The organism is Bacillus sp. FSL P4-0334, assembly GCF_038004825.1.
GTDB lineage: Bacteria > Bacillota > Bacilli > Bacillales > Bacillaceae > Bacillus > Bacillus velezensis.
Genome location: NZ_JBBORX010000001.1, coordinates 1,458,223 through 1,477,123, shown reverse-complemented (window position 1 = coordinate 1,477,123; position 18,901 = coordinate 1,458,223). Strand labels below are relative to the sequence as shown.

Annotated in this window: 20 protein-coding genes; 2 read left to right on the top strand and 18 right to left on the bottom strand. The window is 49.2% G+C overall.

All coding sequences use genetic code 11. The features are described from left to right. Window position 1: 1 nt before the first annotated feature. The 6 genes from NSQ37_RS07520 to NSQ37_RS07495 form a co-directional block, all read right to left on the bottom strand. A complete protein-coding gene (locus NSQ37_RS07520; protein ID WP_025284250.1) occupies window positions 2-505 on the bottom strand; it encodes a D-lyxose/D-mannose family sugar isomerase in 504 nt (167 codons plus the stop codon). Window positions 506-517: 12 nt separating this feature from the next. After that, entirely contained in the window at window positions 518-1,378 is an 861-nt protein-coding gene (locus NSQ37_RS07515; protein WP_007410307.1) for an SDR family oxidoreductase, read from the bottom strand. 158 nt (window positions 1,379-1,536) lie between these two features. Beyond that, window positions 1,537-3,051, bottom strand: a complete 1,515-nt coding sequence (locus NSQ37_RS07510; protein WP_025284249.1) for a class I adenylate-forming enzyme family protein — start codon at window positions 3,049-3,051, stop codon at window positions 1,537-1,539. A 222-nt stretch (window positions 3,052-3,273) separates the two neighbouring features. Beyond that, the gene (locus NSQ37_RS07505; protein WP_341123494.1) at window positions 3,274-5,358 is read right to left on the bottom strand and encodes a BglG family transcription antiterminator; all 2,085 of its coding nucleotides are present in this window, start codon (window positions 5,356-5,358) and stop codon (window positions 3,274-3,276) included. Window positions 5,359-5,657: 299 nt separating this feature from the next. Beyond that, window positions 5,658-6,560: an aldo/keto reductase gene (locus tag NSQ37_RS07500; protein WP_014416927.1), complete on the bottom strand. Its 903-nt coding sequence runs from the start codon at window positions 6,558-6,560 to the stop codon at window positions 5,658-5,660. 113 nt (window positions 6,561-6,673) lie between these two features. Then, a complete protein-coding gene (locus NSQ37_RS07495; protein WP_122503712.1) occupies window positions 6,674-8,677 on the bottom strand; it encodes a penicillin-binding transpeptidase domain-containing protein in 2,004 nt (667 codons plus the stop codon). Window positions 8,678-8,833: 156 nt separating this feature from the next. Here NSQ37_RS07495 and NSQ37_RS07490 point away from each other — a divergent pair, with 156 nt between their 5' ends. Beyond that, a complete protein-coding gene (locus NSQ37_RS07490; RefSeq protein WP_341123491.1) occupies window positions 8,834-9,154 on the top strand; it encodes an antibiotic biosynthesis monooxygenase family protein in 321 nt (106 codons plus the stop codon). Here NSQ37_RS07490 and NSQ37_RS07485 read toward each other — a convergent pair. The 9 genes from NSQ37_RS07485 to NSQ37_RS07445 form a co-directional block, all read right to left on the bottom strand. Next, window positions 9,125-9,340 carry a YczI family protein gene (locus NSQ37_RS07485; protein ID WP_369719110.1) on the bottom strand — a complete coding sequence of 72 codons (216 nt, stop codon included), beginning with the start codon at window positions 9,338-9,340 and terminating at the stop codon, window positions 9,125-9,127. The genes NSQ37_RS07490 and NSQ37_RS07485 overlap by 30 nt on opposite strands. 195 nt (window positions 9,341-9,535) lie before the next feature. Further along, window positions 9,536-10,177 carry a GDSL-type esterase/lipase family protein gene (locus tag NSQ37_RS07480; protein WP_007609458.1) on the bottom strand — a complete coding sequence of 214 codons (642 nt, stop codon included), beginning with the start codon at window positions 10,175-10,177 and terminating at the stop codon, window positions 9,536-9,538. 64 nt (window positions 10,178-10,241) lie between these two features. After that, entirely contained in the window at window positions 10,242-10,991 is a 750-nt protein-coding gene (locus NSQ37_RS07475) for an IclR family transcriptional regulator (protein ID WP_007410299.1), read from the bottom strand. A gap of 17 nt (window positions 10,992-11,008) precedes the next feature. Beyond that, entirely contained in the window at window positions 11,009-12,016 is a 1,008-nt protein-coding gene (locus NSQ37_RS07470; protein ID WP_095532175.1) for a 5-oxoprolinase subunit C family protein, read from the bottom strand. A 2-nt stretch (window positions 12,017-12,018) separates the two neighbouring features. Further along, the gene (pxpB, locus tag NSQ37_RS07465) at window positions 12,019-12,750 is read right to left on the bottom strand and encodes a 5-oxoprolinase subunit PxpB (RefSeq protein ID WP_012116821.1); all 732 of its coding nucleotides are present in this window, start codon (window positions 12,748-12,750) and stop codon (window positions 12,019-12,021) included. A gap of 29 nt (window positions 12,751-12,779) precedes the next feature. Beyond that, a complete protein-coding gene (locus NSQ37_RS07460) occupies window positions 12,780-13,574 on the bottom strand; it encodes a putative hydro-lyase (RefSeq protein ID WP_015239163.1) in 795 nt (264 codons plus the stop codon). A 4-nt stretch (window positions 13,575-13,578) separates the two neighbouring features. Then, on the bottom strand, window positions 13,579-14,793 hold the full coding sequence (locus NSQ37_RS07455) for an NRAMP family divalent metal transporter (protein WP_007410295.1): 1,215 nt from the start codon (window positions 14,791-14,793) through the stop codon (window positions 13,579-13,581). Window positions 14,794-14,815: 22 nt separating this feature from the next. Further along, the gene (locus NSQ37_RS07450; RefSeq protein ID WP_085341734.1) at window positions 14,816-15,580 is read right to left on the bottom strand and encodes a 5-oxoprolinase subunit PxpA; all 765 of its coding nucleotides are present in this window, start codon (window positions 15,578-15,580) and stop codon (window positions 14,816-14,818) included. Between the two features lie 206 nt (window positions 15,581-15,786). After that, window positions 15,787-16,536, bottom strand: a complete 750-nt coding sequence (locus NSQ37_RS07445) for a Cof-type HAD-IIB family hydrolase (RefSeq protein WP_007410293.1) — start codon at window positions 16,534-16,536, stop codon at window positions 15,787-15,789. Window positions 16,537-16,663: 127 nt separating this feature from the next. Between NSQ37_RS07445 and NSQ37_RS07440 the strand changes: the two genes are divergently transcribed. Further along, window positions 16,664-16,828: a hypothetical protein gene (locus NSQ37_RS07440; RefSeq protein ID WP_003156294.1), complete on the top strand. Its 165-nt coding sequence runs from the start codon at window positions 16,664-16,666 to the stop codon at window positions 16,826-16,828. Window positions 16,829-16,866: 38 nt separating this feature from the next. On the opposite strand, the gene NSQ37_RS07435 is transcribed toward NSQ37_RS07440, so the two are convergent. The 3 genes from NSQ37_RS07435 to NSQ37_RS07425 all read right to left on the bottom strand — a co-directional run bounded on the left by NSQ37_RS07435 (window position 16,867) and on the right by NSQ37_RS07425 (window position 18,885). Continuing rightward, window positions 16,867-17,262 carry a 3-hydroxyacyl-ACP dehydratase FabZ family protein gene (locus NSQ37_RS07435; protein WP_032872906.1) on the bottom strand — a complete coding sequence of 132 codons (396 nt, stop codon included), beginning with the start codon at window positions 17,260-17,262 and terminating at the stop codon, window positions 16,867-16,869. A gap of 68 nt (window positions 17,263-17,330) precedes the next feature. Then, a complete protein-coding gene (locus NSQ37_RS07430; protein ID WP_059368249.1) occupies window positions 17,331-18,452 on the bottom strand; it encodes a mannitol-1-phosphate 5-dehydrogenase in 1,122 nt (373 codons plus the stop codon). 1 nt (window position 18,453) lies between these two features. Then, on the bottom strand, window positions 18,454-18,885 hold the full coding sequence (locus NSQ37_RS07425) for a PTS sugar transporter subunit IIA (protein WP_012116817.1): 432 nt from the start codon (window positions 18,883-18,885) through the stop codon (window positions 18,454-18,456). Window positions 18,886-18,901: the final 16 nt, after the last annotated feature.

Here is an 18,901-nt window from a genome sequence, read left to right as displayed (position 1 = left end):
CTTAAATGCGCGGGTCGGTGAAAATGTCGTGATCATCCGTGCTTGTCGATGACATTTCCGTGACGACCGCCCCTTCTTCTCCCGCTTGAAACCAATGCTTCGTATCCGGCGGAATGGTGTATTGTCCGCCCGGCTCAAGCACAATCTCATGCCAGACGGTGTAGTATTCCTTGTCATCTTCCGGCGGGAGGACGCTTGGGTTCTCTGTCTTTTCGCCTTCCACATAGAGATACACCTTCCCCCAGCGGCAGCGGAATGTCTCTTGTTTTCCCTTCTCGCCGCCGACCGGCGGATGGCGGTGTTCCGGACACGTCTGGCGCGGGAAGAGCACCAATTCTTTCGAACAGTAGCGGTCGGTATTCACGTAAATAAACAGCTGAAGCCCGGTTTCCTCAAGCTTGCCTAAGCCGTAATCCATGATTTGAATGTCTTCGACTTCATTATCAGTCAGAACGATTCCCGCTTTTTGATAGTATGCATTCACATCATGTTTCGATATCGTCATGCTTCAGCCCCCTTATGTGGTTACAAATTTGCCGCCGTTGACATGCAGCGTCTGCCCGGTCATATAAGATGATTCATCTGAGGCCAAGAGCACATAGCAGCCGACATGTTCAACAGGCTGGCCTGCCCGGCCCATCGGCGTAGTCTGACCGAAGGAAGCGACTGTTTCTTCTGAGAATGTCGCCGGAATGAGCGGTGTCCAGATCGGCCCCGGTGCCACGGCGTTGACACGGATACCGTCGTTGACGAGCGCTTGCGCCATGGATCTCGTAAAACCGTTAATCGCGCCTTTTGTAGCCGTGTAGTCAATCAGCTGCGGATTGCCTGTGTAAGGATTAATGGATGTCGTATTGATGATCGCGCTGCCCGGCTTCATGTAATCAATCGCTTTTTTAGTCAAATAAAATTGTGAGTAAAAGTTTGTTTTAAAGGTTCTGTGAAGCTGCTCGCTTGTGATGTCTTTAATGCTTTCTTTCGGATGCTGTTCCGCGGCGTTATTCACGAGAATATCAAGACGCCCGAATTCTTCAACCGTTTTTTCAACCGCTTCATTGCAAAAGTCTTCCTCACCGACATCGCCGGGGATTAACAGACATTTTACGCCTTCTTCTTCCACTCGTTTTTTTGTATCTTCCGCATCACCGTGTTCATCAAAATAGACGATCGCGACATTTGCGCCTTCCTTCGCGTAAGCAACCGCTACGGCGCGTCCGATACCGCTGTCGCCCCCTGTGATAAGTGCGGTTTTCCCTTTTAATTTATCAGCGCCTTTATATTCTTTGTATTCATAAACAGGCGCCGGATTCATTTCGCTTTCAATGCCCGGCTGGCGGTTTTGTGATTCCGCCGGGAATTCCTTCGGATAGTTTTCCATGTCAAGTTCCTCCTTCTTGTTCGATCTCATATTTCCTGTCTACCTCGGCAGTCCTCCGGATAAACATGATTGAGACAGTTCAAAACGTTTTCGGAGAAAAATGTTTCACATGGAACGCAAGAAAAAAACCCGGCTGGCAGCCGGGTTTTTGTTTTCAATTATGAACGTACCGCTTGTTTGCGGAGCACGTCTTTTCTCACTTTTCCAAGGTTGTTTTTCGGAAGTTCGCTGACGAACTCAATTTCCGGAATTTTAAAGGCGGCAAGACGTTCTTGAAGGAATCGGGTCACTTCTTCTTCTGTCAGGTCTTCTCTGCCGTTTGTCACGATGAACGCTTTCGGCTTTTCACCGTAAAGCGGATCAGGGATACCGACAACCGCCGTTTCGAGAATGCCCGGCACTTGCTGAATGACCTCTTCAATCTGGTCGGGATAAATATTGTCGCCGCCGTAGATGATGACATCTTTATAACGTCCGGTGATAAAGATAAATCCGTCTTCATCCACATATCCGGAATCGCCGGTATGGAACCAACCGTCTTTCAGCACTTTTCGTGTCGCTTCTTCGTTACCTTCGTAGCCTTTGAATAAAAACGGACTTGTCACAACGACTTCTCCGATTGAGCCTTGCGGAAGGACTTCACCTGTTTCCGGATCTACAACGCGGACATCCACTTCTTCCATCGGTTTACCCGCGGAAGCGGCTTTATCCATTCCCATTTGCGGATTCCAAGAGCTGATGCCCCACGCTTCCGTGCTTCCGTATCCGTGCATGAGCGGAATGCCGATGTCGAGATACTGCTGGATCAGGCTGCTTGGCACCTTTGTGCCTCCCGTCATCATATAAACGATAGAAGACATGTCAGTCTGGTGCGTTTCCCATGCTTTCAGCAGGTATGTGAAATAGACTGGCAGCGCCATGATGGTTTGAATTTTTTCTTTTTCGATGAGCTTCAGGTTTTCCACAGGGTCCTGATTGTCTGTCATAATGAATGTCGTTCCGCTCATCGTGCCGACCATCTGGCAGATAATCGCGCTCGTATGGTAATTCGGATGGCATGCTAAGAAGCGGACATGCTGCATTCTCCCCGTGTATGCCAATGTCGCGTTTACGTAGTTGTATATGCCGCCGTGAGTGATCATGCAGCGTTTCGGATTGCCGGTTGTACCTGAGGTAAACATCAGCAATGCCGTATCGTTTTCAGACACCGTTTCGACATCCGGTGTATCACCGGAGCCTGTCAATAAAGCGTCAAACTGAGGCGTTGTCTCCGCAGCTGTTCCGGTCTCGACCTTCAGTTTAAGAGAAGATACCAGCGCAGGAAGCACTTCTTCCATGATCTCTTTAAATTCAGTGCCGTAAAAAACAGCTTTCGGTTCACAGGCTGCTAAAATGCCTTTCATTTCGTAAGGTGTTAATTGCCAGCTGACCGGCACAACCACCGCGCCGATTTCGAGTGCCGCAAACATGACAATGGATGCCGCGTGGCCGTTTTTGCAAAGCATCGCCACTCTGTCGCCTTTTTTTATTCCTTTATCAAGAAGCGCTTGTGCAAGCTGGTTGATTCGTTTTCGATATTCCGCGTAGGTCAGGGTATGCGCACCGCTTTTTACAGCTTCGATCTCTTCGCTATTTGAAATGTCATGCAGAATCAGATGCTGTAATGTCTCCATATTTTCATCTCCCATAATGATAAATCACAAAAAAACTCTGTCAGATTTTCTTTCTCACGCAACCCATTTTAAACCAAAAAATATAACTTGTAAAACTATTTTGTTTTAGAACTATTCCATCAGTGAATGATACAATAGTCCCGTGTTTTTAGTTTCTTCCCTTCCCCTTACCCTCATACATGCACAAAAAAACACACCCCACATGAGGTGTGCGCTTCCTGTTTACCGCTGTCCTTTCTCCTGAATGAAATGATAAAACAGCTTGTTTAAACGTTTGTATAAATCGGCCTCATCCTCCGTCTGGAAGGCTTTTATACTGTCTTCGGACTCGATGATGGCCGAGCTGACCGCACTTAGTATTTCCGCCCCTTCAGCGGGCATATCAGCCGGCGCCATCATCACCAAAGCGCGGTCGACGGTCAGGGAATTTCCGTCCATGCCTTTGACACTGCATGGAGCCGTCAAATCATAAATTTTGAAAAAAGGCGTGACAATTTCTTCATTTTTGAGATGGTACAGGGCCATCGCCGTTCCCGGAATGCCGAGTCCGCCCTGTCGTTCACGCTCTGCAAGGCGCTGTGCGGTTTTTTGGGCATTATGAACCAATCCTTCTTGCTCCAGCATGTCAAACATACGGTTCAAAAACAGCTCATACGCCGTGTTTGAATCAATGGATTTGATCGAAAAGTTCCGCAGCACGCTTTGGATAACCGCCGCGTAATGCGCCATACGGCCGGCCGCTTCCAGCATATCAGGCGTCTCCGGCTGCTTCTCTTCTCTTTTACCGTTTCTTTTTTTGTCAAGAATCAGCGGAATTTTTCTTTTGATGTACTGCTTGACCTGATCAGCGTCTTCTTCGTTTAAAAGCGGACTGACCATGACGTAATCAATATTTTCATACGGGATCGGAACGGTGGATACGATCATGTCATACGCGGTGATGTCTCGATCCTTCAGTTCGATGAGGGAAGACATATCAAAGGAACGGATTTCCGAAAGCTCTTTTTTCAGCCTGGATGCGAGCATTTTGGACGACCCGATGCCGCTTGAACAGACGATCAGCGCTTTGATCTTCGCCTCTTCCCGTTTGATTTCCAAAGCGGAGCCGAAGTGAAGAACGATGAAAGCGATCTCATTATCAGAGAAAAGAAGCCCCGGAAAGAATTTTTCCATTCCTTCTTCTACGGCCATGTACAGCAGAAAGTAGTCGCGTTTAATTTGCTCGGTCATCGGATTGTACATGTCGATATTTTCTTTTACCCGGTTGATCGCAGGCTCCAGATGGGCGATTAAACCGTCGTATAAAGAGCCGTTTTCCGTCAGATCAATTTTAATTTTTTCAGAAATGAAGCCGATCAGCTGCTTCGTTTGCAAGGCCGTTTCAACCTCTATGTCTTCCGGTTTGAATTCCGTTTTGTATTTGCGGTTGGCGCTCCGCAAATGAATGGTGATATATCCGATCTCAGCTTCCGGAATTGAAACGCCGAACGCTTTTTCAAGCTCTTTTGCCATTTCCAGCGCAGAGCCGTACTCCTTTGTCTGCTGCAGCGCTTTTAGTTCCGAAGCCTCCATCGTGATGGTTTCTCCGAGCCTGATCCGGTCCATCGCAAAGGTTAAATGAACCGCAAGCGCCATGTATGAGCTGTCAGATAAGGCGATCGCGATTTTTTCCTTGAGCTGAATTAAGAGCCGGTCCATTTTCAAAAGTTCCGCTTTATTTACGACGCCGAACATTTTTTCAGCATCGTCCGGTTTTCCTTTAATATTCAATTCAACCGCTTCCAAAAAGCTTTGAATATCAAGGCGGTTGACGATGAGATTGCCGACGATTTTCCGTTTCGCATTTTCCGGCCCCGTCAGCTGAATGCCGAAGCCCCTTTTTCGGATCAGCGTCAAGCCGAAGGGCGCAATCCAAGTCTCCAGCTCATCCAGGTCATAGCTGATCGTCGCGTTTGTCACTTGCAGTTCGTTCGCCAGACTGTAGAGCTTGATCGGCTCTTGAGACTCTAATAGTGAACATAGAATTAAAAGTTTCCGCTCCTCAGCGCTGTATTCATGCTGTTCATAGGACAGGTCTGACAGGAGTTTTTGTTTGTCCTCCGGGTTTCCTACCGCTTTCAGTCCTTTGCCGGGCTGTTTATCAAGTGCCAGACCGAATGATTCCATTATCGGTTTGATTGTTTTTAACTCGCGGTGAACGGTTCTTGTGCTGACTTGTAAAGCTTCCGCCAGTTCATGCACTGTCTCGTACCGGTTCTGCAGTAATAGATGTTTCATTAATTTTTGTTCTCTCGCTGTCATATACATGAAACGCGCCTCCAGATTTTCTAGTTGTGAGAAGTATGTCATATGGGGAGTGCTGCCGGGGAAAGTGGTGTAAGTTATAATATAAAACGCTTTCAATGATTATTCAACCATTTTCAAATGGCAATTTGGCACTGGGCCGTGTGACAGTATTGAAAAAGAAAAATGTGTCAGATAATATGCCATGACGCTTGTTACTCTTGATCCGCACGGCTATACTTCAAAGTGACCTTACTTGTTTTTAGACATTGCACACCACATAAACAAACGCCCGGAAGATAGCTTCCGGGCGTTTGTTCTGTTTATGGAATATCGCAGCCTTGGACACCGGTATAAATCCGGAACCACTGATCATGGCTGAGTTTGTACGCGGATGCACGCACCGCGGCGGAAATGCGGTTCTCTTTTCCGCTGCCGACAATCGGCATGATGTCTGCCGGGTGGGTGAACAGCCATGCGTACATGACTTCGTCAATGGAAGCGGCGCCGATTTCTTCCTGTACGGAACGAAGCGCGGCACGGATACGGACGTCCTTATCTGATTGTCCGGTAAAGACGCTCCCGCCCGCAAGCGGTGACCACGCCATCGGCGGAATGCGTTTTTCCTGACAGAAATCCAGCGTGCCGTCATGAATATTTTCCAGCTCGTACGCCGAGATTTCAATTTGGTTTGTGATGAGCGGATCATCCAAATAGGATTCGAGCATTCTGTACTGGTGCGCTTTAAAGTTCGATACTCCGAAATATCTGACCTTTCCCGAGCTTTTCAGCGCATGAAACGCTTCAGCCACAGCCTCCGGGTCCATAAGCGGGTCCGGTCTGTGAATGAGCAGCACATCCAGATAATCCGTATTCAGATTCAAAAGCGACTGCTCCGCCGACGCTAAAATGTGAGACTTCGACGTATTATAATGATGCGACTTGTTTCCGGGCCGTTCCGGTGATTCAATGACAATCCCGCATTTTGTGACGATTTCGATTCGCTCCCTTATTGAAGGCGAAAGGGACAAAGCGCCGCCGAAGAGCTTTTCACACGTATAACCGCCGTATATATCGGCATGGTCGAAGGTGGTGATGCCTTGGCTGATGCACCATTCAATCAGATTCAGCAGCTCTCCGTCTGAAACATTCCATTCGTTCAGACGCCAAAGCCCGTGTATCACTCTTGAAAATTCCAGGTCTTCAGCCAATTGAATGCGCTGCATGTGAAATCCCCCTTTTTCTTAGAGCCTCTTGTATCTCTGTTTTCAGGAATTGCCCATGCTGTTTCATTCTGCTTCGGCGGCCGATTTTCCTTTCAGCCCGCAAAAATCGTCATTTAATGATTCTGAAACTGCTTTTTCGCTTTTTCAACGACGTAATGGCTTCCGCCGCGTTTTTTGACGTCTTGAATCATCATCGCGATCAAGAGGTCTTTCTTTTTATAATCGTAACCGACAAACCAGCCGTTTTCTTTGCCGTCTTTATCTTCTTTAGACGTTTTCAGCTCGGCTGTACCGGTTTTTCCGGCTACGGTAATGCCGCTTACGGCCGGCTGATATGCAGAGCCGCGCGGATCTTCAACGACGCCTCTCAGCCCTTTTGTGATTTCTTCGGCATTGGCTTTCGATACCACTTGCTTATGCCAGATTTGCGGTGTTTTTTCTCCGTCTTTGATCAATGTCGGTTTGACGAGATTTCCGTCTGTTACAAATGCGGTATAGTCAGCAGCTAAGTGCAGCGGAGACATCAGCATCTGCCCCTGGCCGTAGCCCGTATCTCCGAGAAGGATCTCGGAATCAAGCTTGCCGTTAGCGATTGAAGACTTTTCAATCGGAAATTGGTACGGAATCTCTTCATCAAACCCAAATGTTTTTAATCCTTTTGTAAACGCGTCCGCTCCGGCATCTATGGCATTTTGCGCAAAGTAGATGTTGTCCGATGTGATCAGCGCGTTTTCGAGATCCACTTCATTCAGGCGCTCTGATACGCGTGTGACATGGTAACCGCCCCAGCTTGAATCTTTCTGCCACTCTTTTCCGGTGATTTTTTTCTTTTCTGACGCTTTCAATGTGCCGTTTGTCAGGCCGACTGCCGCGGCAATCGGTTTAATCGTTGATCCCGGCGCATAAAGTTTGTTGAATTTCGCTGAAAACGGATTGTTTTTATCTTCATTCAGCTTTTTCCATTCTTTGCCGCCCCAACCGAAAATAAAGCCGTTCGGGTCATAAGACGGTGCGCTGACGAGCGCGAGTGTCTCTCCCGTTTGCGGTTCGAGGGCGACTGCCGCTCCGCTGTCATCTTTCATAGAGTCATACAGCTTCGTCTGCGTTTTCATGTCAATCGTTACATGAATATCCTGCCCGCTTTCGGCTTTCTTTTCAGCAATGACCTCACCTGTTTGAGGGACGTAAATTTTCCAGCCGGTCGTGCCGCGCAGCTTGTCTTCATATACATTCTCAAGGCCGGCGATGCCGATTTTGGAAGTATCGCTGTATTGGCCGTCTTTCGCTTTTTTCAGCTGCTCCGCTGTGATGGTTTTAATATAACCGGTCAGATGGGCCGCTTTTTCGCCGTACGGATAGTAGCGGGAGCTGACTTTCGTTTTCGTCACGCCGTCTAATGCGAGCAGGCTTTTGACCTTGCTTTCATCATCCGGTCTGATTTTTTGAAGCGGGACATAGGAGTCGTCTTTTACCCAGCCTTGGTTCAATTTGCTTTTGATATCGTCTTCAGAAAGGTCCAGTTTTTCAGACAGTTTTTTGATCACGCTGTCTTTATCCTTGCCGAGTTTTCCAGGGATAATGCCGATTTCCGGCACCTCGGTATTCACGGCGAGACCTTTTCCATCTTTGTCGTAAATTTGTCCGCGCTTCGGTTCTTCATTTGCGATCTGCACGGTTTTGTCATCGGAAAGCTGTTTGAAAATAAAAGAAGGATTCCAGTCGATGTTCCATGATTCTCCATCGTCTGTTTTTTCTTTTTTCAGGACGGCCGTGTTTTCAAAAGCGACCTTCCCTGCTTTTGTATCCATGCTGACTTTATAATCGATGTGCTGGAGGTCATCTTTTTTCTTGTCGTCTTCGTCCTGTTTTTCGGCAGTGACTTTCAGATTTTTGACCCCTGCTTGTTCATAAACGGTTTCATATCGCTTTATAAAATCCTTTTTGGATCGTTTTTTCTTTTCATCCTGGGTGAGGCTTTGATACATCTTATCGTAATGACCGCCGTTCCAGTCTTTTACGAAATCTTTCATTCTGTCTTCGGCCGATTCCGTTTTCGAGCAGCCGATCAAACCTATGATTCCTGCGAGTAAAAGTAATAGGTATAACCCTTTTTTCACTGTCTATTCCCCTGCCTTCCAACTGTTATTTTCTCCTAAACCAAATCAGGCTGGCAAGGATTTTTTTCTCATATTATTTAAAATTTTTTTGTTTCTCCTGCCGTCACGGGCCATATTCTTATACAATGTATCTATTAAAAAAAGGGGGAATTTCAGATGACCAGAGAAGCAGCCATGCTGTATGTAAAAGAAGGTCTTGAGGGGGAATTCGAAGAGGCATTCCGCCGGGCGGAGCCGATTATCGCGGGCATGAAAGGTTATCTGTCCCATTCCTTGTCCAAATGTATGGAAAAGACGCATAAATATTTGCTGCTTGTGGAATGGGAGACATTAGAAGATCATACAAAAGGCTTTCGCGGATCGCCGGAATATCAGGAATGGAAAGCCTTACTGCACCGTTTTTATTCACCATTTCCCGTTGTGGAGCATTTTCAGGATCTATCAGACTCAGATCGCGTGAAGCGTAAAACCGATTAAGGAGATCGACCATACAAAAACGGCGGTATAGATATTGAATTTCCCGGAGCCGTCGTTTTCTTTCCGTTTTTCCTCCAGCCCCTGAATGAACATGACCGCACCGAGAAACACGAGCATAACCGGCTGTATGACAGAGGTATGTTCCGCATACGTAAATGCGGCGGCCGCAAGTATAATAATCAGCATCGCGAGTGACAGTTTTAAGGCGCGCAGCAAAGCAATCCATCCTTTCTGTTATCATTTTTTGAACACAATTCTATTTCTGTCTTTATCCCCCATTATTCTAGCGTATTTTTTGCGCGGATAGAACGAAAGTCGGACAATTTTAAGTTTGTTTTAAGGAGCACGAAAAGCGCGCTCCCGATGAAAAGGAGCGCGCGGTTATGAGCGGGCGAGGCTTCCGTATCCGAGCCCCCGCAGGACGCATGCCATGACTTCATACCCCTTGCTGTTGGGGTGTACGCGGTCATGAGAGAGATATTCATTCATTTTTCCTTTGAAAGCGCTGTGGACGTCGGCAATTTTGACGTGCGGCGCCGATGCGAGTGTGCTGAGGTGCGCATTATAAGAGGATATCCATTTTTCTGCAATGGAGATTCCCGGGAAAGGATTGTATAAATTGAAGACGCGGATCTCATAAGGAGACGGGTGCGGCCCTTTTAAGGCAGCGATCTTGGCAATCATCTTTTCAAAGTTCTCATGGCAGTGACTGGACACGCTGGTGAACACCGAAGCGTCCGATGTTTGCTGATATGCCTGAACCGAATCGATCAAATCGTTGCCGCAGCCTGTAATCGTAATCATATCAGCAGCCTGAATCCGCCTCTGAATGTACGGCAAGGACATAAGCCCGAGAATTTCTCCCGTCTCAAGGCCTGATTTGGCAAAGATGGATACGTCAGTTCTTGTCTGTAAATCTTCTGCCATCATACGCCCGAACCGCTGGACAAAACCGGCGGAAAACGGCCCGGATCCCCTCCCCGTCGTCAAAGAATCCCCCAGCGCCGTATAAACAAGTCCCATTTACTTTCCTCCACTCGTTACTATCGATATTGTAATGTACGCGAGTGAAGAAAAATTGGCTCGGTCAATAACCCAATTTCTCAGAAATATGCTGTGCGGCGGTTTTGACCTTTTCGGTTAAATACGGCAGCCTGTCCTCTGAAAACCGGGCTTCGAAGCCGGCGATGCTGATTCCGGCAGCCACCTTACCTTCGTGATTGAAAATCGGCGCCCCGATCGCCGCCGTGTAATCTTCTAATTCCGAATAGCTGATCGTATAACCTGATTGTAAGGACCTTTCAATGGATTGAAGCAGTTCAGCCCGATCCGTCATCGTGCCTGAGGCGATTGCGGCAAGCTTTGTCTTCTGAATGTATGTGTCAATCTCCTCTTTTGGCAGAAACGATAGAATGCTTCTGGCGCACGCTCCCGCGTACAGCGGCGACCGGCGGCCGATTGCCGTATACAGGCGGACGGTTTGGGTGCCTTCAATTTTTTCGACGTAAATGGCTTCATCTCCATCCCTCATGATCAGCTGAACGGCCTCATCCACTTCGCCGCACAGCTCTTCCATAATCGGTTTGGCTATTTTCCTGATGTCCAGACGTTCAGAGACGAGCTGGCCGAATTGTAAAAAGATCAGACCAAGCTGATAACGGCCGTCCGCTGCCCGGGTGAGAAATCCCGTTTCCTCCAGCGAGCTTGCCATCCGGTGAACCGAGGTCTTCGGCATTTCCGATAGAGAAACCAGCTCATTTAAGCTCAGGCTCGGTTCAGTCAGAAACAAATGAAGCAGTTCCATTGATTTGATGACGGTTTTGTTTTTGTTTTCCATGATCTTTAGCCCCTTTGTCAGATCAGCCATTCCATTTTGAGCCTTGCTTTCAGCTCCTTCAGCTGCTGTTCCTTCTCTAAAAGCAGCATTTCCGCTTCCTCCAGCGAAACGGCCCGGAACGTGATATGTTCCCCCGGCATCGTTTGGGCGACGAGAGGAAGATCGGCGGATATGATATGCGCCATCCGCGGATAGCCCCCCGTCGTCTGTCTGTCAGCCAGCAGAATAATCGGATTGCCGTCCGGCGGCACCTGCACCGTTCCGAACGTCACGGCCTCTGATACCATCTCCAGCGGCTCCCGCAATTCAAGCGGAGCGCCCTTCAGCCGGTAGCCCATTCGGTCGGATTGAGGCGTGACCGTATATGACTCTTGGTAAAAACGTAATTTTGCTTCTTCTGTAAAAGCATGAAATTGAGCGCCTTCAAGCACTCGTATGACCGGATTTTTTTTCAGCGGCAGAAATCCTCTGCTGCTGACAGACCAATCAGGCGCTGAGAAACCATGCTGTCCGAAAGAATCGCTCAGACGGTACGCGATTGATTCCGAACATGGCGTCATACGGCCGAGCGGCAGCTCATCATCTTTTTGCAGCGCTCTTCCGCAAAAGCCGCCGATCCCCGCTCTGACATACGTGCTTTTGCTTTCCATGACGGCGGGCACGTCAAATCCCCCCGCGACGGCGAGATAAGCGCGGCTCCCCATCTTGCACGGCCCGAATGAGACGACGCTGTTTTCCTTTATCAAAACTGGTTTCCACAGAGGGGCGGGCTCCCCATTAATATGAAGGGCGAAATCAGCTCCCGTGACAGCAATAACCGCAGGTTCTGAAAATTCAAAGGAAGGCCCGGGCCCCATGAGCGTAATTTCCAGTCCCGCCTCTTTTTCTTGATTTCCGGCAAGAAGATTGGCGATGCGCAGTGAGATCGTATCCATTGCGCCGCTTCCCAGCACACCGTATTTCTGATATCCCGTCCGCCCCTTGTCCTGAACCGTCGTCAAGAGACCGGGCTTTACCACTTTCATACTCATTCGGCTCCCTCCTTGATGCGGCTGTACTCCTCTGCCGTGATCCGGACGAATTTCACCGTATCGCCCGCTCTCAAAAGACTCGGCGGATGTTCTTCCGGCCTGAAAAGACGGAGCGGGGTGCTGCCGATCAGCTGCCAGCCGCCGGGAGTGGATATCGGATACACACCGGTCTGCATTCCCGCGATTCCTACTGAACCGGCCGGGATGGACGGCCTTGGCGACGCCTTTCTCGGCGCTCTGATCCGCTCAGACATTCCTCCTAAAAACGGAAATCCCGGCGCAAATCCGAGCATATAAACGAGATATTCGCCTTCAGTATGAATGCGGATGACGTCTTCCGGGGTCAGATCGTTCATCTCAGCGACCTCTTCTAAATCGGGACCGAAATCACCGCCGTAGCAAACGGGGATTTCCATCACCCGGCGCTCTTCTTTGCGGCCGGTCATTATATGGCTGAGACGTTCTGTCACTTCTTTCTTGACCAGGGCAAAAGGAGAGACGCCTTTTTTTATGTTTGAGACGGCATACACATCATAAAAGATCGTTAAGCTTGTGAATGCCGGAATACATTCAACGAAGCCCGGAAACGGCCGTTCTTCCATACAGGCTGCCGCCGCATGCACCCGGCTGTTGACCTCTTCGCTGATGTGCCCGCCAAAGCGGATGATAACGGCGGAATCACCGTACGGCTGTATATCAAGCGCTGTATTTCCGCTATACTGCATCATTGTCATCACCTCGTTGTATTCTTTCTCACTTACAGGACAGCAAGCGATTCATTTCGTATATCGGTGATCAGCATGTGCCCCGGTGAATGTGTTATTACGATGTCAGGCTTTGCTTCCATGATCACCGCCTGGGGCGTAACGCCGCAAGCCCAGAATACGGGAACTTCACCTTCCCGCACCGTTACGGCATCTCCGAAATCCGGCTGATGCAAATCGCTGATACCGATGCTTTGCGGATTTCCGATGCGGACGGGGGCGCCGTGCACGGCGGGAAAACGTGACGTGACCTGCGCCGCGCGGACTGCAAGCCTTTCCGGAATCGGTCTCATGCTGACGACCATCTTTCCAGAAAACGGGCCGGCGGGAACACAGTCAATGTCTGTTTTATACATGGGGACATTCACACCCTCATCGATGTGCCTGATTGGAATGTGCTGATTAATAAGGGCTTGCTCGAATGAAAAACTGCAGCCGATTAAAAACCCGACATCATCATCCTTCCAATACGGCGTAATATCCGTTACCTCTTCAGTAAGCACGCCATGCCGATAAATCCTGTATTTCGGAAAGTCCGTCCGGATATCAGCTCCCGGCGCAGCTATTGCCGGAACGGGTGAACCCGCATCCGTCACATCAAGCACCGGACAAGGCTTTTGATTGCGCTGGCAGAATAAGAGAAAATCAAAGGCAAGATCCTTTTGCAAAACGACGAGATTGGCTTGTGCGTAAGAAGCGGCCATCCCCGCCGTCGGCCCGGTCATCTGCCCCTTCCTGATCAGCTGTCTGACTTCTTCGGGGCTCATGTCACTCATATGGTTTTTCATATCATCAGCTCCATAGCTGCGGCATCTGCGTGAATAATGTATAGATGCCCATAACCGCCATGACAACCACTACGATCGCCCCTGCAATCGTGAGCCAGATCGGATGCTTGTAATCGCCGACGATTTTTTTCTTATAAGCGCCCAACAGTATCATCGCTAATGCAAGCGGCAGAATTAAGCCGTTAAGCGAACCGACCGCGACCAGAATTTTGGCAGGCTGGCCGATCGTAACAAAAATAAGAGTGGATACGATGATAAAACCGATAATGACGCCATGTGAGTGCTTTTCGATTTTTGTTGAAAATGATTTGAAAAATGATACCGATGTATAGGCGGCGCCGATGACAGACGTGATAGCGGCAGACCACATGATGACGCCGAAAATTTTATAGCCTACATTTCCCGCCGCAAGCCGGAATACAGAAGCCGCCGGATTATCAGGATCAATGCTCAGGCCCTTTGAGACGACGCCGAGCACGGCGAGAAACAGGGCAATCCGCATAATCGATGTAATCAGAACGCCTGTGATGGAGCTTTTCGTAACCTGAGGGAGGACTTCCTTCCCTTGGATGCCTGAATCAAGCAAACGGTGGCCGCCGGCAAATGTAATGTATCCGCCGACCGTGCCGCCGACAAGCGTCACGATCGCCAGCACACTGATATGATCAGGCATAAAAGTTTTCACAACGGCGTGTCCGACCGGCGGAGCCGTCGTTACGGCAACATACACAGTCAATACGATCATGACGATTCCGGCGATCTGCATAAAACGGTCCATGACTTTTCCGGCTTCCTTTATGACAAAAATCAGCACCGCGACCGCTGCGCTGATTAAAGCGCCGATCTCCGGTTTGATCCCGAATAATACTTGAAGACCGAGACCCGCGCCGCCGATGTTTCCGATATTAAACGCAAGTCCGCCGAGCACGACCAGAAAAGCAATGGCATAACCGGCGCCCGGAAGCACCATATTGGCAATCTCTTGGCCGCGCTTTCCGGAAACCGCGATAATCCGCCATACATTGGTTTGCGCGAAAATGTCCAAAATAATAGAAATTAAAATGATAAAGCCGAAGCTTGCCGCCAATGTATTAGTAAACGTGGCCGTTTGCGTCAGAAAGCCGGGCCCGATTGATGATGTCGCCATCAAAAATGTCGCGCCTAAAAGAAGCGACCATTTGCCGGAAGCCTTTCCGGCTGTTTTTTTCTTTTGCTCCATGCTGTCTTCCTCCCTCTGCTGCTCAGTCTTTTGAAAGTGCGCTGATTTGAATGTCTGCCGCTTTTAATTCTTTTTTGATTGTTTTTGCGAATGTGAGGGCGTGGGCTCCGTCTCCGTGAATGCAGACCGTGTCCGCTTTCAGGCTTACAGCTTGTCCCTTACGTGATGTCACCGTGCTGTCTTTCACCATTTGAATCACTTGACCGACCGCTTTTTTGTCATCCTGAATCAGCGCATCCGGCTCTGAACGCGGCGTCAGCGTGCCGTCTTCCTGATAGGTGCGGTCCGCAAACATTTCGCTTGCCGTCCTCAGTCCGATTCGATCTCCCGCTTTAATCAGCTCGCTTCCGGAAAGCCCGAAAAGAATAAGCCCGGGATCAAAATGACAGACCGCCTGAGCGATGGCTTCTGACAGGCCGGGATTGACGGCGGCCATATTATATAAAGCGCCGTGCGGCTTCACATGCTGCATCTCGACACCTTCTGCTTTTAAAAACCCTGACAGCGCGCCGATTTGGTACAGCGTCAGATCATACGCTTCCTCGGGTGTAATCGCGATCTGCCGCCGCCCGAATCCCTGCAGATCGAACAGCCCGGGATGAGCGCCGATTTTCACGCCTTTTTCCGCCGCAAGCGCAACCGTTTTGCGCATCACGCTGGGATCACCCGCATGAAAGCCGCAGGCGATGTTTGCAGATGTCACATAATCCAAAATCTCTTCATCCAGCCCGATTTTATAAGCACCGAAACTCTCTCCTAAATCACAATTGATGTCAATCTGAAACATAAGATCCCTCCTGTATTGTAAACGTTTTATATGATTATCATTCCGCTATTCGGAATGACTATTCCGAATTGTTGGATTTCTCTTCATTATATTTATTTCTGACAGGTTTGAACATCCTTTTGTCAGAAAACCTACCATGGACCTAGTCACAAATCTGACAAAACAAAAAAAAGAGAGCCTCATACTGAGACTCTCTCTTTTTTCTATTATAACACCCAGTGGCGGATCGCTTTGGCGACCCCGTTTTCCGTGTTGACATCAGTCACCCAGTCAGCTGTTTCTTTCACAATGTCCTGCGCATTCCCCATGGCGACGCCGACACCCGCTTTTTCAATCATGGCAATGTCATTCAGACTGTCACCCATGGCCATCACATTTTCCATCGTGAAGCCGAGTTTTTCCGATACCTTCGCCAGCGCAGCCGCTTTGTTGATACCGAGGGCATTGACTTCGATGTTGATCGGACTGGAGTTTGTGATCTCGAGCTCCTTGTATTCCTTGAGCTCTTTCAGCACTTCATTCCGCACTTCGTCATCCTCGATTTCGAATCCGAACTTGAGCCACTGATGATCCGTAATCGTTTCCGGGAATTCCCCTCTCCACACTCTATCGACGGTAGAGGCCCAGAAATTCGTGTTGTGCTTATTCCTCAGATCCCATAATTTTTGAATATGATCGGTATGAAGAAGCTTGCGCTCAACCAGCTCAAAGTCGGAATCCCAGATTTCGCTGCCGTTTGCCGTGATTAAAAAGGATGACAGCTCGAGAGACTCAGCCAGTTCGCGGCAGGTCATCAGCGTGCGTCCTGTGCTGATGACGACGTGAATTCCTTTCGCCTCCGCTTCCTTGATCGCCCGCCGGTTTTCCTCCGGGATGAGCTGCTCGTCATTGAGCAGGGTTCCGTCCATATCAATCGCGATCAGTTTAATATCTGCGTCTTCTCTTTGTATCGGCATATATGTACCTCACTTTTTATAATGTAGTCGTCTCTATTTTAATACATATGACCCACAGGAACAAAAAACCGCTTCCTGCGTTTGGCGGGGAGAACGTTGAGGAAAAGAAATATTGAGGTGATGGAGGATGAAAGAAAGAAAACAAAAGAACAAACCGAATGAAAATCCTGAACATCATGATTTAACCGATCCGATTCCGCTGGAAGAGCTGAAGGAAAACGCCAATGACGAAAAACACAAACATGACCAAAGGGACAATTCACAAAGTGAAAGAGATTATGATACAAAATAACAGACTTGTCCGAAAGCCGCCGATGGAGGCGGCTTTTTTTACGATGGCTGGATAAATATGCTGAGCTCAGCTTCCGCCACAGGCTTCCCGGCAACGGACGCTTTCGCCCGGCCGAACACAAAACCGCGCCTGATCCGCGTGACCTCAAACAAAAGATCCAGACGGTCTCCCGGCAAAGCAGCACCTAACCTTTCCGCTTTCTTCACCGCGGATAAGAGACCGAGGCTGTCACCGCCGGTAATTCCCGCGCAAGCCGCCGTTTGGGCCATTGCTTCAACGACGAGCGAAAATGGCATCTCTCTTTGGGATTCAGTTATAAACCAGTCATTTTCACTGATGTTTTTGTAAGCAGCCGCCCATTTTCCGGCTTCACTGTTCGTCGTGCCGTCAATTAAAAGAAACGGATAACGATGTGGCAATAGCTTCTGATTCATCACGCAGCCTCCCTTCCCTCTTATTATAACGCAAGAAAAAACCCGCGTCCCCCGACGCGGGTTCATTTTTATTGATTGAGCTTTTTGAGCACGATGCCGTGCAGCGGTTCATGCGGCTGAATACCGCAAATGTCTTGAAGAACGCGGCTCGTGCCTTTTTCCGCGATAAGCTTTTGCAGCTCAACCGCTTCCGGATCATCCTGATAGTCAAAACGCAAGGCGGCGGCGATGCCTTCTGCCAGCGCGTTCGGTTCTTTTATTTTTTTGGCCGGCCCTACTAATCTATCATTCGCTCCGAGTTTTCTGAGCGGTGATCTGGCGACTCTTGTCACATCATCCGTGATGTATTCATTTTCAAAGCGGCCGATGATTTTTTTCATGTACTGCTCGTGTTCGGCTTGCTTAAAGCCGTACGCTTTCACTAAGTACTCGCCCGTTTCTGAAAGTGCATCGTACACGACACGCCGGATTTCCGGATGGCCGATGGCCTCTTTGACGGTTTTTAATCCGCGCTGATAGCCGACGTACGCCGTAACGGCATGACCGGTATTGACGGTAAACAGCTTTCTCTCGATGAAAGGTGTAAGATCATCCGTAAACAACGCGCCTTCCAGTACCGGCTGGCCGCCGGCAAAGCCGGTTCTGTCTATGACCCATTCAAAAAACGGTTCTACAGATACTTTCAGCGGATCTTCATGGTGCTGAATCGGCACGATCCGATCCACCGCCGAATCCGGGAAGCCGACCGTCCGGTTCACGAGTTCCCGCTCCGCTTCCGTCAAATGTCCGAAAACTGCTTTTTTCAGAAAACTGCTGCCGCCGATCATATTTTCACAGGCAATGATATTGAGAGGCTCAGAGGACGTTCTGCGCTTCAGCCCTTCCGCGATGGACGGGGCGATGAGTCTGAGAACGTTCGGGCCCACCGCCGTCGTAATGATCGCCGCTTCATTGATCAGCCTGTACAGCTCTTGTTCTTGCACCGCGCTGTTGATGGCTGAAACGGGGCCGATGATTTCTGTCTGCCGGCCGCCGTCGGCAAGCTCCACGGTATATTCCTTCTTTTCATTGAGAAGGCTGACCATCGTTTCATTCACATCAGCGAAAACTACCTCATAGCCGGAATGATGGAGCAGGGCGCCGATAAAGCCCCGCCCGATGTTTCCCGCTCCGAAATGAAGGGCAATCATGTCAGTTCACCTCGCTGAAAATAGCGGCCAGTTCTTCTTCCGTCTTTGCACTGATCAGCCGTTCGATGTTTTCTTCCTCTGAGCAGATGATGGCGATGTTTGACAGAATGTCTAAGTGTTCATTGTTTTTTCCGGCGATACCGAAAACGACCTTTGCCGTATTGCCTTCACCGTATTCCACACCGTCCGGAATCTGGATGACGGAAATGCCTGAATGAAGCACCTCATCCTTTGCATCTTCCGTGCCGTGCGGGATCGCGATGAAATTCCCCATAAACGTGGATGATGTTTCTTCACGTTCGAACATTTTTTCCACATAGCCGTTCTTCACGTAGCCGTTATCAATCAATGTCTGTCCCGCGAGGCGGATGGCATCCTCCTTTGAGTTCACTGTCTGGTTCAGTTTGATGTTCGCTTTAGCCAATACTTCCATGATGAAAATCCCTCTT

Coding starts and splice junctions, on each gene's coding strand:
- NSQ37_RS07470 (WP_095532175.1), bottom strand. CDS start 12,016: ATGAAAGTGGTAAAGCCCGGTCTCTTGACGACGGTTCAGGACAAGGGG.
- NSQ37_RS07455 (WP_007410295.1), bottom strand. CDS start 14,793: ATGGAGCAAAAGAAAAAAACAGCCGGAAAGGCTTCCGGCAAATGGTCG.
- NSQ37_RS07435 (WP_032872906.1), bottom strand. CDS start 17,262: ATGAATCAGAAGCTATTGCCACATCGTTATCCGTTTCTTTTAATTGAC.
- pxpB (WP_012116821.1), bottom strand. CDS start 12,750: ATGATGCAGTATAGCGGAAATACAGCGCTTGATATACAGCCGTACGGT.
- NSQ37_RS07510 (WP_025284249.1), bottom strand. CDS start 3,051: ATGGAGACATTACAGCATCTGATTCTGCATGACATTTCAAATAGCGAA.
- NSQ37_RS07450 (WP_085341734.1), bottom strand. CDS start 15,580: ATGTTTCAGATTGACATCAATTGTGATTTAGGAGAGAGTTTCGGTGCT.
- NSQ37_RS07440 (WP_003156294.1), top strand. CDS start 16,664: ATGAAAGAAAGAAAACAAAAGAACAAACCGAATGAAAATCCTGAACAT.
- NSQ37_RS07520 (WP_025284250.1), bottom strand. CDS start 505: ATGACGATATCGAAACATGATGTGAATGCATACTATCAAAAAGCGGGA.
- NSQ37_RS07490 (WP_341123491.1), top strand. CDS start 8,834: ATGACCAGAGAAGCAGCCATGCTGTATGTAAAAGAAGGTCTTGAGGGG.
- NSQ37_RS07475 (WP_007410299.1), bottom strand. CDS start 10,991: ATGGAAAACAAAAACAAAACCGTCATCAAATCAATGGAACTGCTTCAT.
- NSQ37_RS07485 (WP_369719110.1), bottom strand. CDS start 9,340: ATGCTGATTATTATACTTGCGGCCGCCGCATTTACGTATGCGGAACAT.
- NSQ37_RS07505 (WP_341123494.1), bottom strand. CDS start 5,358: ATGTATATGACAGCGAGAGAACAAAAATTAATGAAACATCTATTACTG.
- NSQ37_RS07515 (WP_007410307.1), bottom strand. CDS start 1,378: ATGGAAAACTATCCGAAGGAATTCCCGGCGGAATCACAAAACCGCCAG.
- NSQ37_RS07480 (WP_007609458.1), bottom strand. CDS start 10,177: ATGGGACTTGTTTATACGGCGCTGGGGGATTCTTTGACGACGGGGAGG.
- NSQ37_RS07430 (WP_059368249.1), bottom strand. CDS start 18,452: ATGATTGCCCTTCATTTCGGAGCGGGAAACATCGGGCGGGGCTTTATC.
- NSQ37_RS07445 (WP_007410293.1), bottom strand. CDS start 16,536: ATGCCGATACAAAGAGAAGACGCAGATATTAAACTGATCGCGATTGAT.
- NSQ37_RS07425 (WP_012116817.1), bottom strand. CDS start 18,885: ATGGAAGTATTGGCTAAAGCGAACATCAAACTGAACCAGACAGTGAAC.
- NSQ37_RS07500 (WP_014416927.1), bottom strand. CDS start 6,560: ATGCAGCGCATTCAATTGGCTGAAGACCTGGAATTTTCAAGAGTGATA.
- NSQ37_RS07460 (WP_015239163.1), bottom strand. CDS start 13,574: ATGAAAAACCATATGAGTGACATGAGCCCCGAAGAAGTCAGACAGCTG.